The sequence below is a fragment of the Actinomyces naeslundii genome (assembly GCF_001956585.1).
Taxonomy (GTDB): Bacteria; Actinomycetota; Actinomycetes; order Actinomycetales; family Actinomycetaceae; genus Actinomyces; species Actinomyces naeslundii.
On the sequence record NZ_MSRR01000019.1, the window covers coordinates 91,823 to 106,074 of the forward strand.

Consider the following 14,252-nt stretch of genomic DNA (forward strand, 5'->3'; position numbering starts at 1 on the left):
CCGGGCTGCGAGCGGGCGCCCCCGGGCCGTTCGCCCCAGACCCCCTCAGAGAGGATTGAGAGGATCATGTCCAACCCCTTCTTCAACCGTAGCGCCGCCTTCCAGGAGGGCGGCCGGGTGGAAGGGTCGGCCCCGACCCAGACGCCCAACGGATACCCCACGATGCCCGGCTACCAGGCCGGCCAATACGGTCAGTACGGCCAGCAGGCCGCCGGCTACGGGCAGCAGTACGGCCAGTACGGTCAGGCCGCCAACCAGTACGGTCAGACTGCCGGATACGGCCAGGTGAGCCCCGAGCAGATGGCCGGCCTGGAGGCCCAGTACCAGGCGCCGTCGGCCACCAACGCGGACATGCGCCGTATGACCTACGACGACGTCATCATCCGCACCGCCGGAATGTTCGCCCTCATCCTGGCCCTGGGCGCCCTGTCCTGGAACCTGGTAACCAGTACGGATGAGTCGACCATCGGGTTGGGCCTCATGGCGATGTTCGTCGGCTTCGTCGGCAGCCTTGTCCTGGGACTCGTCAACTCCTTCAAGCGGGTGCCCTCCCCGGCCCTCATCCTGGCCTACGCGGCCTTCGAGGGCCTCCTGCTCGGCGGTTTCTCCGGCTTCATGGAGGCCCGCTACGAGGGCATCGTCGTCCAGGCCGTGCTGGCGACGCTGGCCACCTTCGGTGCCATGCTCGCCGCCTACTCCTACGGTGGCTTCCGGGTCCAGGGGCGGTTCCGCCGGGTGGTGGTCGTGGCCACGTTCGGTTACGGGATCTTCTGCCTCATCAACCTCGGTCTCATGGCGACCGGTGCGACCACCGGGGCCTGGGGACTGCGCTCCATGACCATCATGGGGATCCCGCTGGGCATTCCGCTCGGGATTCTTGCGGTCGTCCTGGCCTCCCTCTTCCTGGCGATCGACTTCGAGTCCATTGAGAACGGGGTTCGCAACGGGCTGCCTCAGCGCTATGCCTGGGCGGGGGCCTTCGGCCTGGTCCTCACCATCGTGTGGCTCTACGTGGAGTTCCTCCGCCTGCTGAGCTATTTACGAGACTGACTCGATTCGCGGGCTCGAGGCCGATTCGTCCGGTCCGGGCTTGCGCCACCGCCTCGGACGGGGCCGGGACGTGTTGCAGCGTCCCGGCCCCGCCGCGTATCCGGGCGATTGTCCGCTGCGTGCCCGCCGTGGTTTCCTCGGCGCGCTCCGGGGCGCCTCGGCCCCGTTAGACCCGCGTGGGGAGTTCGCGATGGGCCGAGGCCCGTAGCGACCTCGGACCAGGGGCCTCACGTAGGCTCGCCGCATGATCAACATCAACATGCCCTCCGTCGAGGGCGCCAAGGGCACCAAGCCCACGCTCACCTTCCCCGGGCCCGAGGCCCCCGAGGGCCTGCAGGTCCAGGTGCTCGACGCCGGCGACGGCCAGGTGGTCGAGGCCGGTGACACGATCGTGGCCAACTACCTCGGGCAGATCTGGGGCGGCGACGTCTTCGACAACTCCTACGACCGCGGTCAGCCGCTGAACTTCCAGGTCGGTGTCGGCATGGTCATCCGTGGCTGGGACGACGCCCTCGTGGGGCAGCGCGTGGGCTCGCGCCTCCTGCTGTCCATCCCCTCCGAGCTCGGCTACGGCGACCGCGGCGTCCCGCAGGCCGGTATCCGGGGCGGCGACACCCTCGTCTTCGTCACGGAGATCCTCGGCGTCATCTGAGCCGGGCTCTCCCGTCCACTGGTCCGCGCGTTCGTACGGTAGGCGCCGCAGACGTACCTCAGGGGTGCGTCCCGGAGCCCTACGGTACGAACGCGCGCTTGCTCGCGGCGGCTCGGCTCGGCGATAGCTGCGATGACCTGTGAGTGGTGCGCTCGCCCGCCGGATGCTTGCCGGCTCTTTCACGCGGCTGCTGTCATGGTGCGATGAAGTTGCTTCCGCCCAAGGCTCGTCCCGGTGATCGCGTCGCGATCCTGTCCCCTTCCTTGGCGGCCCCCGGTTTCGCCCCGGCGGTTCACGAGCAGGCCATGACCAGGCTCGCCGCTCTCACCGGCCTGGTCCCCGTGGAGTACCCGACCACGAGGCAGCTCGGCGCCTCGCCCGAGGAACGTGCCCGCGATCTCAATGCCGCATTCGCCGATCCAAGCATCCGCGCGATCTTGGCGACCGTGGGCGGCGAGGACCAGATCGCGGTCATACCGCACCTCGACGGCGCCGCGGCGCTGTCCGACCCCAAGCCATTCCTCGGGTTCAGCGACAACACGAACCTCCACCAGTGGCTGTGGTCGCTGGGCATCGCCAGCTTCTACGGCGGTTCCACCCAGGTCCACGTCGGCCCGGGCCCGCACGTCGACCCGATCCACCTCGACTCGCTGCGGGCGGCGCTGCTGACCGGGGCAGAGCTGGAGATCACCGAACCGGGGGAGTCCGAGGACATGGGGCACGACTGGCTCGACCCCCGAGCCCTCACCGAGTTCGGTGAGCGCGAGGCCACCGAGCCCTGGACCTGGGCGGGGCCGTCCCGCTCGGTGACCGGTCCCACCTGGGGTGGCTGCCTCGAGGTGCTCCAGTGGGTGCTGACCGCCGGCCGGTTCCCGGCCGACCCCCACGTCCTGGACGGCGCCGTCATGCTCATCGAGACCTCGGAGATGCTCCCGTCAGCTTCTGAGGTGGCGTGGATCCTGCGCGCCATGGGCGAGCGCGGACTGCTGGCCGCCGTCGACGCGGTCCTCGTGGCTCGCCCACCCGCCTCCTCGCTGGAGGACCGCCGGGACGCCCCGGCCAGGGCCCGCTTCCGAGCGGAGCAGCGTGATGCCGTCGTCGAGACCGTCGGGCGCTACAACCCTGAGGCGGTCATCTGCGTAGGGGTCCCCTTCGGACACACCCGCCCCCAGTGGATCGTGCCGCACGGCGGAACCATGACTCTTGACGGCGCCTCGCACCGGATCACTGCCAGCTACGCCTGAACAGCTCGGGGCTGCGGCACCTGGGATACTCTAGAGACGGCGCGCTCGCGCCACACCCGGTAGCACGAACTGCACGGTCCGGAGGAAGTCCGGATGACGCCGTCGGGCCACAGGCCCTGCATCCGCCCCGAACTTGTCGTGGGCAAGCGACAACCAGGCGTTCGTCACCTCGGGGATGCCGTTCATCGGACGTCACGGGGACTCCTGCTGCGCCGGGTGCGATCACTCGCACCCGAAAAGGAGTCCCATGTCAAGCACGCCCACCCCCGACAGGCGGACCGGTGTCCCCGCCAGCATCTCAGCCCAGCTCACCGTGTTCTTCGACGGCCGCTTCTGGGTCGGCGTCCTCGAGCACCATGAACTCCGCCATGGCGGCGACGCGAACAGTCGTGCCATCACGGTGCGGGCGGCACGACACGTCTTCGGCGCCGAGCCCAGCGACGTCGAGCTCTACGACTTCCTCCTGACTCATGGCGGGATCCTCATCGACCGGGCCGCTGCTTCTCCTCCGGTACCGGCGCCCAGATCAGTGGACTCGTCGTCGACTCCCCGCCCCAATCCCAAGCGCGCCGCCCGGCAGGCCGCCAAGGAGGCCGCCCGGGCGCGCCCGTCCACCGCTGCGCAGGCCGCCCTGGCCGCTGCTCGCGAGGAGTCATCCGCTCGCGGGGCCCGCAACCGGAGCCGGCGCCGCCGTCAGGAGGCGGACGAGGCCTGGGTTCGCCGTCGGGAGCGGGCCAAGCGCCGTCATCGCGGCCGTTGACGCAAGAGAGGTGTTCCGGAAATCGTGGCTGCGAGGGCTGCCTGGCGGGCGTCGGCGTCGGTGCCCGGTAGCCTCCTCCAGACCGCGCCGGATCAGCGTTATCGCGGGTGTCACGTCTCAGGGAGAGGAAGCGGTGCGGCACCAGGGGCCAACGAGGGCTACGCTATGGCAACACGGCGTCGTGAAGCGCTGGCCATTCCCCTGCGGCCGGCTCCTTGCGACGCCGTTCCAGTCCGCTTGCCTGAGAAGGAACCGCTCATGCCGCAGTACCGCAGCGCCACCTCCACCCACGGCCGCAACATGGCGGGCGCCCGGGCTCTGTGGCGGGCCACAGGCGTCAAGGACTCGGACTTCGGTAAACCTATCATCGCCATCGCGAACTCCTTCACCCAGTTCGTCCCCGGGCACGTGGGCCTGCGCGACGTCGGGCGCCTCGTGGCCACCGAGATCGAGGCCGCCGGCGGCCTGGCCAAGGAGTTCAACACGATCGCCGTCGACGACGGCATCGCCATGGGCCATGACGGCATGCTCTACTCCCTGCCCAGCCGCGATCTCATCGCCGACTCCGTGGAGTACATGGTCAGCGCCCACTGCGCCGACGCCCTCGTGTGCATCTCCAACTGCGACAAGATCACCCCGGGCATGCTCATGGCCGCCATGCGGCTCAACATCCCGGCCATCTTCATCTCCGGCGGCCCCATGGAGTCGGGCAAGATGATCGCCGCCGACGGCACCACCCGCAAGCTCGACCTCATCGACGCCATGATGGACGCCGCTGACCCCACGGTCGCCGACGAGACCATCAGCGCCATCGAGCGCCTGGCCTGCCCCACCTGCGGCTCCTGCTCGGGCATGTTCACCGCCAACTCCATGAACTGCCTCACCGAGGCCCTCGGCCTGGCCCTGCCCATGAATGGCACCCTGCTGGCCACCCACGCCGACCGCGGCGAGCTCTTCAAACGGGTGGGCCACCAGATCGTCGAGATCACCCGGGCCTACTACGAGCACGACGACGACTCCGTCCTGCCGCGCTCCATCGCCACCAAGGCCGCCTTCGAGAACGCCATGAGCCTGGACATCGCCATGGGCGGCTCCACCAATACCGTCCTGCACCTGCTGGCCGCCGCCCAGGAGGCCGAGGTCGACTTCACCATGGCCGACATCGACCGCCTCTCGCGCAAGGTCCCCCACCTGGCCAAGGTCGCGCCGTCGACGAACCTCTACCACATCGAGGACGTCCACCGCGCCGGCGGCATTATCGGCATCCTCGGCGAGCTCGACCGCGGAGGCCTGCTGGAGACCTCCACCACCAACGTCCTGCGCTCCACCCTGGGTGACGAGCTCGCCGCCTACGACATCGCCCGCCCCGGCCCCGACGGCGTCCCCGGCTCCCAGGTCAGCGAGGAGATCCGCACCGGCTACCTCGCCGCCCCCGCCGGCGTGCGCACCACCGAGATGTTCTCCCAGGCCTCCCGCTGGGAGTCCCTCGACACCGACCGCGCCGCCGGCTGCATCCGCGACATCGCGCACGCCTACTCCGCCGACGGCGGCCTGGCCGTCCTCTTCGGCAACATCGCCGAGAAGGGCTGCATCGTCAAGACCGCCGGCGTGGACGAGTCGATCCTGACCTTCTCCGGGCCCGCCGTCGTCTTCGAGTCCCAGGAGGACGCCGTCGCCGGGATCCTCGGCAAGCAGGTGACCTCCGGTGACGTCGTCATCATCAGCCACGAGGGACCGCGCGGTGGCCCCGGTATGCAGGAGATGCTCTACCCGACGACGTACATCAAGTCCATGCACCTGGGTAAGGAGTGCGCCCTACTCACCGACGGGCGCTTCTCCGGGGGCACCTCCGGCCTGAGCATCGGTCACGTCTCCCCGGAGGCGGCGGCCGGCGGACTCATCGGCCTGGTGCGCAGCGGCGACGTCATCGACATCGACATCCCGCGCCGCTCCATCTCCGTGCGCCTGAGCGATGAGGAGATCGAGCGCCGCCGGGCCGAGGAGGAGGCCCGCGGAGAGGACGCCTGGACCCCGCACGTGGACCGGCCCCGCAAGGTCTCCGCAGCACTGCGCGCCTACGCGATGCTCGCCACCAGCGCCGACCTGGGCGCTGTACGCGACCTCAAGCGCCTCGGGATGAAGTAGCCCGGGCGGGCCGGGGGTGACGACCCGGACTGACCAATTGCGTATTTGAAAATCGTTGTCACTCGTATCTAAAGTTTGCGTGTGACAATCGTTCTCAGATCGTTGGTGGTGCGCTCCGGCAGCACTGCGCTGGTCGACGGCGTCGACCTGCGTCTTGCACCCGGGAGCCGGACCGCCCTGGTCGGCGCCTCCGGTGCGGGCAAGTCCCTGACCTGTGCCGCGCTCGCGGGCACCCTCCCCGCCGGACTGGAGGTCTCCGGCTCCTTAACCGTTGATCCCGACGGCGGTGGTTCTGGTAACGGCTCGCGCGCGGACTGCGATCAAGGAGGCAGGACCGAGCGCACCAACCTTCTGGGGCTGCCAGCTGCGCGGCGTCCCCGCGGCTGCCGCATCGCGCTGGTGCCCCAGGACCACTCGACCGCCCTGCACCCGCTCATCGCGGTCGGTCGCCAGATCTTCCTGGCCTCCCAGGCCGCCGGACGCACCCTGGGCGAGGCCGATCAGTGCGCCACCGACTATCTCTACGCCGTCGGACTCGACGAGTCTCTCGCCGACCGCGTGCCCAGTCGTCTCTCCGGAGGCCAGCGCCAACGCATCAGCCTGGCCCTGGCCCTGGCCGCCGAGCCCGCCCTCATGATCGCCGACGAGCCCACCACCGCCCTCGACGTCGTCGCCCGAGCCGAGATCCTCAGGCTCCTGACCTCCCTGACCAGCCTGCCCGAGGCCCCGGCCCTGCTTCTCATCACTCACGACCTGCCCGCCGCCGCGATCTGCGAGAACGTCGTCGTCCTTCACGGCGGCGCCGTCATAGAGCGCGGCCCCGCAGCCCAGGTCCTGGCTCACCCCGAGCATCCGGTCACGGCCGCCATGTGCGAGGCCGCCGCCGAGGAGACCATCGACGGGGCCCTGGCCGCTGCCGGAGCCGCCGCATGAGCGGGCTTGAGGCACGTGGTCTGACGCGCTCCCACCCGGGGCTCGACGGTGAGCATCACGTGGCGTTGCGTGGCGTGGACCTCAGCCTGGCGCCGGGGGAGAACGTGGCGCTGATCGGGCGCTCGGGGTGCGGGAAGACGACGCTGCTGCGGGCTCTGCTGCTGCTCGACTCCCCGGGCCCGCAGGACCGGGGCGAGGTGCTGCTGGACGGTGAGGCCGTGCGCAGGGGTGGTGCCCGGAGCCTACGAGCCTTTCGCCGGGCGGTGCAGTACGTGCCCCAGGACGCCGCCGCCACGCTCGACCCGCGCCGCCCGGTACTGGCACAGGTGACCACCCCGCTGCGCACCCTGGGCGTGGTGCGTCATCGCGATGACGCCGATGCACGGGCTCGGCAGGTGCTGGAGAGCCTGGACGTACCGGCCGACATCTGGGGATCGCGGCCGCACGAGATCTCCGGGGGCCAGGCCCAGCGGGTCTCCATCGCCCGGGCCCTGGCCCTGTCGCCGCGCTACCTGCTGCTCGATGAGCCGGTCTCCGGGCTCGACCCGGCCCTGCGCCGCCAGACCCTCGACCTGCTTGCGGCCATCGAGGCCGAGCCCGACGCCGCCGCGAGCGACGAGGAGGAGCCCGCCGCCGAGGCCGGAGCCCGGCCCGCCCCGGCTGACTACTGCGCCCGGCCCGCCCCGGCCCTACTGGTGGTGTCGCACGACCTGGCCGCCGTCGCCCGTGTCTGTAGGCGCGCACTGGTCATGGACGACGGCGCCATTGTCGAGGACGCCCCCATGCACCACATCCTCACCCGACCCAGCCACCCGGCCACCCGCACCCTGCGCGACGCCGTTCCCACCCTGCCGACCGCAACAACCGGCTGACGACCGCCCCGACCGATGACACCCCGACACAGGCCCGAAGGAGCATCCATGTCATTGCCCGCCCCCGCCGTCACCCGCCGCCAGGTCCTCGCCGCCCTCGGCGTCGGAGCAGGCGCCGCCGCCATCGCCTCCTGCTCGCGCAGCTCCACCGGTGACGGCCGCATCCGACTGGCCATGTTCCACGCCCCCGAGAGCAAGCTCAACCCGCTCACCAACGACGGCTCCAAGCTCGTTCGCTGGTCCTGCGCCGAGAGCCTCACCACGCTCAACGCCGACGGCGACGCCCAGGAGCTGCTCGCCACCGCCTGGAAGCGGGAGGGCGAGACCACCTGGCGCCTCACCCTGCGCGAGGGTGTCACCTTCCACGACGGCACCGCCCTGAGCGCCGAGAACGCGGCCGCCGCCCTCACCTTCGCCGCCACCGCCGCCAAGCCGCCGCGCGTCCTGGACGGAGTCAAGCTCACCGCGAAGGCCGACGGCAAGGACCTCCTCCTGACCACCGAGGCCCCCGACCCCCTCATGCCGCAGCGCCTGTCCAGTCCCCAGCTCGTCATCCTGTCCCCGGCCGCCTACCCCAGTTCCGCCGACGGCGCCATCGACCCCGTCGGCCACGGCACCGGCGCCTTCATCCTCAAGCAGGCCAACGGCTCCTCCGGTGCCACCCTGGAACGCAACGACAAGTACTGGGGCACGAAGGCCACCGCCCCCGGCATCGACGTCACCTACGTTCCCGACGGCGCCGCCCGCGCCAACGCCCTGCGCACCGACACCGCTGACATCGTCGAAGCCCTCCCCGTCGCCCAGGTCGGCAACATCGACAAGAACCTTCTCCACGAGGTAGCCACCCCGCGCACCTCCACCCTCTACCTCAACACCCGCTCCGGCCCCTTCGCCGACCCCGCCCTGCGCGCCGCCGCCCGCAATGCCGTCGACCCCGCCGCCCTCATCAAGACCGTCTTCGAGGGCCACGCCGACTCCCCCGTCGGGCTCCTGGGGCCGGCCGTGCCCTGGGCCGCCGAGCTGCGCGCCTGGAAGAAGGAGACCTACCCCGGAGCCTCGGGTGCGGCCGCCACCGGCAAGGTCCCCGGCGCCACCGCCGCCGGGACCGTCCCCGCCGGCACCGCCATCACCCTGGCCTCCTACACCGACCGCCCCGAGCTCGGAGAGATGGTCCCCCTCCTGGCCCAGCAGCTCGAGGCCGCCGGCTTCAAGGTCACCCAGGACGTGCGCGAGTACAACCAGATCGAGTCCGAGGCCCTCGCCGGCAAGTTCCACGCCGTCCTCGTGTCGCGCTCCACCGTCCTGGACTCCGGCGACGCCGTCGCCTACATGACCGCCGACTTCTCCTCCTCCGGCTCCTACTCCATGAGCGGCCTGCACGACGAGAAGGTCGACGCCGCCATCTCCCAGGCCGCCGCCACGCAGCCCGGCGACGAGCGCCACAAGGCCATCATGGCCGCCGAGCAGGCCATCCTCGCCTCCGGCGCCGCCATCCCGCTGGCCCACGAGCGCCTCATCCAGGGCGAGGCCGCCGGAGTCACCGGCGCCCAGCGCGACCCGGGCGAGCGCGCCCTCATCACCTCGGCCACGACCGTGAAGAAGTGAGCGGCGTGCTCACTCGGCTCGCCGGGCGCCTGCGAACGGGCGACCTCGTCACCGGCATCTCGCGCCTGCTCGCCCTGGCCTGCCTCGTGGGTCTGGTGGGCATGCTGCCATGGCTCTCGGGCAAGGACCCGGCCCTGACGATCCTGCGCGCCACCTCCTCCGACCGGGAGCCCACACCGGAGGTCCTGGCATCCATCCGCAAGAGCATCGGGATCGACGGCGGCCCCCTCCACGTCATCGGCCACTGGTTGGCCGGAGTGGCCCGCGGCGACCTGGGCCGCTCCTGGGTCTCGGGAGCCGACGTCGGCCCGGATGCCGTGGACGCCTTCGGAGTCTCCCTGAGCCTCATGGCCGCCGCGCTCGGCGTCGGGGTCGTCGTGGCCGCCGCACTGGTCCTGCCCGCCCTGCGCGACGGGCTGCGAGGGCGACCCCGGCCCCGCGGCGGCGCCGCATCCGCGGTCCTCATCTCCCTGCCCGAGTACCTCCTCGCCCCGATCCTCATGCTCGTCCTGGCCGTCTACCTCAGGATCCTGCCGCCCTTCGGGTGGGGCAGCCCCGAGAAGGTCATCATGCCGGCCCTCAGCCTGGGCCTGCCCACCGGCGGCTACCTCGGTGGACTCGTCTCCGACGCCGTCACCGCCACCTTCTCCGAACGGTGGGTGGCCACCTGGTCCACCGCCGGCATCCGCGGCCGACCCCTGGCCGGAGCCGTCCTGCGGCGGGCCCTGGCACCACTGACCGGGCAGGTGGCGCTCGTCGTCGTCGCCCTGACCGGCGGCGCGGTCGCCGTGGAGAAGATCTTCGCCATCCCCGGGCTGGGGCGCGAGCTCCTGGACGCCGCCTCCGCCCAGGACGTGCCGGCCCTCCAGGCCCAGATCCTGCTGCTGCTCGCCCTGGCGCTGACCACCGGCGTCATCGCCGGAGCGGTCCGACGCCTCCTCATGGGGCGGGCCGCTGGGGCGGGCGGACTCACAGCACCGCCTCCGGTGGAGCACCCGGGGCGGGCTGCCCGCGTCATCGCCGTCAGCGGTGCCGCCCTGCTGGCCCTCATGGTGGCCGTCGGGATTCGGCGCGACCCCTACGCCGTCGTCGCGGACAAGCTCGCGCAGCCCAGCGCCGCCCTCCCGCTGGGCGCCGACTCGCTCGGGCGCGACGTGCTGGCACGGGTCGCTCACGGGGCCGTGTCCACGGTGAGCGGCGCCGTCATCGTCACGGTGGTGTGCTTCGTCATCGCCCTGCTGGTGGGGCTGGCGCCGCGGGCCGCCACGGGCTTCATCGAGGTCGCCAACGCCGCCCCGCCGATCCTGGCCGGGCTCATCGTCGCCGGCGTCTCCGGGCCCAGCGCCACGGGCGCTGCCATCGCCGTGGCCGGCGTCGGCTGGGCGCCGTTGGCCTCCCATGCCGCTGGGCTCGTCGCCGAGAGCCGTCAGCGACCCGACGTCCTTCTGGCACCGGTCCTGGGGGAGGGACGTGTGCGGATCGCCCTGACCCGGGTCCTGCCCGCCGTCATCGGGCCCCTGGCGCGACATGCGGCCTTGAGGCTCCCTGGCAAGGCCCTGGCCCTGGCCGGGCTCGGTTTCCTCGGTCTGGGGGCGCAGAGCCCCACTCCTGAGTGGGGACTGGTCCTGTCCGATGCCCTGCCTTATATCGAGCGGGCCCCCTGGGCCGTGGTCACACCGGCCGCCGCCCTCGTGGTCCTGTCGGTCACGGCAGTGGCCGCCTCCCGCAGCGCCAGGCGCTGAGACCTTGCAGCAGCGGGTGTGGTGAGGCGCGAGGGGCCGGCGCCACCGTGCACAAGAAACAGAGGCGGGCGCCAACCGAAACATGGGTTGGCACCCGCCGTGTCTGTCGATCGGGACCTCAGCCCTCCAGGGCGTGGAGGCGGTCGATCGGGGTGGAGACGGCCTCGCGGGCGCGCACCACGGCCTCCTCGTCGGGGGCGTCGTAGAAGCACAGGCACTTGACCGTGTCCTCACGCACGTAGGTGCGCAGGAAGCTCACCTCCGGGACCTGGGCGTACTTGGGGGAGTTGGCCTTCTTGCGGGCCAGGTAGGTCTCCATCGAGATCTCCTCGGGGATGTCCCACTCCACGAGGTAGTCGGCCTTGCGGGCCAGGGCGCGCACGTCCTCGATCTGGGCGCCCACGAGGCGGACCTCGTCGGGGCCGGTGACCTCGGCGTCGGCCGCAGCGGACCGGACGGCCTCGGTCAGGGCGGTGACGTCGTCGGAGCCGAGCTCGACGACAGTGAAGATGCGCTCGTGGCTGGCGGTGACCTGCGACTCCAGGACGGAGGCGCCGGCGGCCTCAACGGCCTGAGAGATCCGGGCGATGAGGGCCTCGGCGGCCTCGCGTGACGGTGTTGCGGGGACGAGCTCGAAGAGCTGGAGCGACATGACGGCTCCTTTCCGTAGGGTGTGCATACCAACCTTGCGGTCCATCCGAATTATTCCCGCCGGATCCCGTGAGCTGATGATGTGCTCGCTCTGCGGACTCCCATAGGCATGAATATTTCTAGATATAGACAGTTATGGGAGGTGTTGGTCGCCAGTGCTGGTGTGAGCCTCCTCCGGCTCTGCGCACAGTTGTGCGTCGCCGGGCCTTGACGCTCCGGGTGCGCCGGCGGGTAGAGCAAGGTGGCCTGGCGGTTTTGTTACGTCGGTTTTGAGGAGGTCGGCCTGAGAATGTCCAAATCGGTGACAAAGACCCGAAACAGGTCCAAGGCGTCAGATAAGAACCGCATGATTTCAACGTTTCTGCGCGCGATTTACCGACATCGGAGCTCCTTTGTCACCGATTTGGACATTCTGAGCCCTTCGTCGCGATCAGCGGCCGATCAGTTCTCGGTCCGGGGCGCGCTTCGGGGCGTGTTGTCAACCAGTTCAGCAAGCTGAAGGCGTGCCTCGGCCTCGATGGCAGCCGTGTCGTACTCGGCTCGCTCGGCCTCGGCCATCGAGGCCAGCGACTCCTGCCTGACCTGCTCCCACGAGGATGTGGCCGTGAAGCTGACTGATGCGGCGCGCATGATCTTCCCCGTTCTTCTCTTCAATACGCTGGCTGGCCTCATGAGCGGCAGCGCGCCTGGAGCGCGGGACCTCAGCTTCTTCGTTTTTGGCTCCCTCTTATAGAGGAATTCAGCGTCCTGGTGCTCATATGCCTCGTGCGCAACACGTGCGTGCGCCAGCGCCGGCTTGAGCCAGGCGGCGCCTTGCCCGTTACGCTGTCACTCGTGAATGAGCTCGACAGCGTCAGCAGCAACGGAACCCCGGCCTGGGACAGCGCCCGCTACCTGCGGGAGATCCTCAAGGCCCCCGTCTACGAGGCGGCCGAGCACACGCCGCTCCAGGAGATGCCCGCCCTGTCAGCCCGCCTGGGCAACACTGTCGAGGTCAAGCGCGAGGACCTCCAGGCCGTCCACTCCTTCAAGATCCGCGGCGCCTACAACGCGATGCGCTCCCTGAGCGCGGCCGAGCGCGAGCGGGGCGTCGTCACCGCCTCGGCCGGCAACCACGCCCAGGGCGTGGCCCGCTCCGCCGCCCTGCTGGGGATCAGCGCCATCATCGTCATGCCCACCGTCACCCCGCAGATCAAGGTCGACGCCGTTCGCGCCCTGGGCGGCGAGGTCCGCCTCCACGGCGACAACTTCGACGCCGCCAAGGCCGAGGCCACCCGCCTGGCCGAGGCCGAGGGCTACTCCTACATCGCCCCCTTCGACGACCCCCGCGTCATCGCCGGCCAGGGCACCATCGGCCTGGAGCTCATCCAGCAGGACGCCCACCTCGACCGCGTCTTCGTGCCCGTGGGCGGCGGGGGCCTGGCCGCCGGCGTCGCCGTCCTCATCAAGCAGCTCATGCCCGCCGTCAAGGTCATCGGCGTCGAGCACGAGGAGTCGGCCTGTCTCAAGGCCGCCCTCCTGGGTGGCGAGCCCATCACCCTGCACCACGTGGGCCTGTTCGCCGAAGGGGTGGCCGTGCGCCGCATCGGCGAGGAGACCTTCCGCATGTGCCGGGCCCTGCTCGACGACGTCGTCACCGTCTCCTCCGACGAGACCTCTGCCGCCGTACGCGACATCTTCGATGACGTGCGCGCCATCTCCGAGCCCTCCGGGGCCCTGGCCCTGGCCGGTCTCAAGCGCTACGCCGCTGAGCACCACCTGTCCGGCGAGCGCCTCGCCTTCGTCCTGTCCGGTGCCAACCTCAACTTCCACCAGTTGCGCTACATCTCCGAGCGCAGCGAGATCGGTGAGCAGCGCGAGGCCATCCTCGGGGTCACCATTCCCGAGGAGCAGGGTTCCTTCCTGCGTTTCGCCTCGGTCCTGGGCGCCCGCTCGGTCACCGAGTTCAACTACCGGCTCTCCGCGGCCCGTGCCGCCACCGACCCCGCCCGCATCTTCGTGGGCGTGCGCATCGCCCGCCGCCAGGAGCGTGCCGAGATCGTGGCGGACCTGGAGGAGGCCGGCTACGACGTCATCGACCTCACCGACGACGAGCTCGCCAAGGTCCACGTGCGCTCCATGATCGGCGGGCGCGCCACCCCGGGCGTGCCCGAGCGCCTCTTCTCCTTCCTCTTCCCCGAGTCTCCCGGGGCGCTGGCCCACTTCCTGGAGGTCCTGGGTACCCGCTGGAACATCACCCTGTTCCACTACCGCACCGACGGTGCCGACTACGGCCGCATCCTGTGCGCCTTCGCGGCCGGGCCCGACGACGTCGAGCTGACCGAGCACATGGACCGGCTCGGCTACTCCTACAACGAGGAGACCACCGACCCCGCCTTCCGCTTCTTCCTGGCCCGTTGATCCGTGAAAAATGGGGCCTCCCGGCACCCTGAAGGCAGGGGGTGGAGCGGCTGGGCCCGTTGTGGCAGGTATCATGCAATAAGGGGTCGCTGCCTCTGTTGGAGTTCCCATAGAATTGTTGATGATTCATTTGTCGCGGCCGGGCGTGCCGTGATTGCGTAGAGCGGCCTCCACCTGACGCGATCCCGGCCCGGCCTC

The 14,252-nt window shown here is 70.6% G+C and carries 12 protein-coding genes; 10 read left to right on the forward strand and 2 right to left on the reverse strand.

Annotated elements, in window-relative coordinates; genetic code table 11:
• The first annotated feature begins 66 nt into the window (after window positions 1–66).
• The 9 genes from BKH33_RS09570 to BKH33_RS09610 all read left to right on the forward strand — a co-directional run bounded on the left by BKH33_RS09570 (window position 67) and on the right by BKH33_RS09610 (window position 11,003).
• Window positions 67–1,050, forward strand: coding sequence for a Bax inhibitor-1/YccA family protein (locus BKH33_RS09570; protein ID WP_043539959.1), 984 nt, complete (start codon window positions 67–69; stop codon window positions 1,048–1,050).
• A gap of 244 nt (window positions 1,051–1,294) precedes the next feature.
• Window positions 1,295–1,702: an FKBP-type peptidyl-prolyl cis-trans isomerase gene (locus BKH33_RS09575; protein ID WP_003785626.1), complete on the forward strand. Its 408-nt coding sequence runs from the start codon at window positions 1,295–1,297 to the stop codon at window positions 1,700–1,702.
• 203 nt (window positions 1,703–1,905) lie between these two features.
• The gene (locus tag BKH33_RS09580; RefSeq protein WP_076070431.1) at window positions 1,906–2,946 is read left to right on the forward strand and encodes a S66 family peptidase; all 1,041 of its coding nucleotides are present in this window, start codon (window positions 1,906–1,908) and stop codon (window positions 2,944–2,946) included.
• A gap of 247 nt (window positions 2,947–3,193) precedes the next feature.
• Complete coding sequence (locus tag BKH33_RS09585; RefSeq protein ID WP_076067519.1) at window positions 3,194–3,706, forward strand: DUF2992 family protein; 513 nt, start codon at window positions 3,194–3,196, stop codon at window positions 3,704–3,706.
• A 258-nt stretch (window positions 3,707–3,964) separates the two neighbouring features.
• Window positions 3,965–5,851, forward strand: a complete 1,887-nt coding sequence (gene ilvD / locus BKH33_RS09590; RefSeq protein ID WP_003780354.1) for a dihydroxy-acid dehydratase — start codon at window positions 3,965–3,967, stop codon at window positions 5,849–5,851.
• A gap of 81 nt (window positions 5,852–5,932) precedes the next feature.
• Window positions 5,933–6,784 (forward strand): ATP-binding cassette domain-containing protein, encoded by an 852-nt coding sequence (locus BKH33_RS09595; protein WP_076142712.1) that lies wholly within the window; start codon window positions 5,933–5,935, stop codon window positions 6,782–6,784.
• The gene (locus BKH33_RS09600) at window positions 6,781–7,656 is read left to right on the forward strand and encodes an ATP-binding cassette domain-containing protein (RefSeq protein WP_076142713.1); all 876 of its coding nucleotides are present in this window, start codon (window positions 6,781–6,783) and stop codon (window positions 7,654–7,656) included. Before BKH33_RS09595 ends, BKH33_RS09600 begins: the two co-directional genes overlap by 4 nt.
• A 48-nt stretch (window positions 7,657–7,704) precedes the next feature.
• Window positions 7,705–9,261 carry an ABC transporter substrate-binding protein gene (locus BKH33_RS09605; RefSeq protein ID WP_003781182.1) on the forward strand — a complete coding sequence of 519 codons (1,557 nt, stop codon included), beginning with the start codon at window positions 7,705–7,707 and terminating at the stop codon, window positions 9,259–9,261.
• Complete coding sequence (locus tag BKH33_RS09610) at window positions 9,258–11,003, forward strand: ABC transporter permease subunit (RefSeq protein ID WP_232621483.1); 1,746 nt, start codon at window positions 9,258–9,260, stop codon at window positions 11,001–11,003. Before BKH33_RS09605 ends, BKH33_RS09610 begins: the two co-directional genes overlap by 4 nt.
• Before the next feature lie 118 nt (window positions 11,004–11,121).
• Here BKH33_RS09610 and BKH33_RS09615 read toward each other — a convergent pair whose 3' ends face one another.
• Together BKH33_RS09615 and BKH33_RS09620 are read right to left on the reverse strand one after the other, a co-directional pair.
• Window positions 11,122–11,655: a DUF4242 domain-containing protein gene (locus BKH33_RS09615; protein WP_003781325.1), complete on the reverse strand. Its 534-nt coding sequence runs from the start codon at window positions 11,653–11,655 to the stop codon at window positions 11,122–11,124.
• Between the two features lie 440 nt (window positions 11,656–12,095).
• A complete protein-coding gene (locus BKH33_RS09620; protein WP_003781319.1) occupies window positions 12,096–12,284 on the reverse strand; it encodes a hypothetical protein in 189 nt (62 codons plus the stop codon).
• A 204-nt stretch (window positions 12,285–12,488) separates the two neighbouring features.
• Here BKH33_RS09620 and ilvA point away from each other — a divergent pair, with 204 nt between their 5' ends.
• On the forward strand, window positions 12,489–14,054 hold the full coding sequence (gene ilvA / locus BKH33_RS09625) for a threonine ammonia-lyase, biosynthetic (RefSeq protein ID WP_076067545.1): 1,566 nt from the start codon (window positions 12,489–12,491) through the stop codon (window positions 14,052–14,054).
• The last annotated feature ends 198 nt before the right edge of the window (window positions 14,055–14,252 follow it).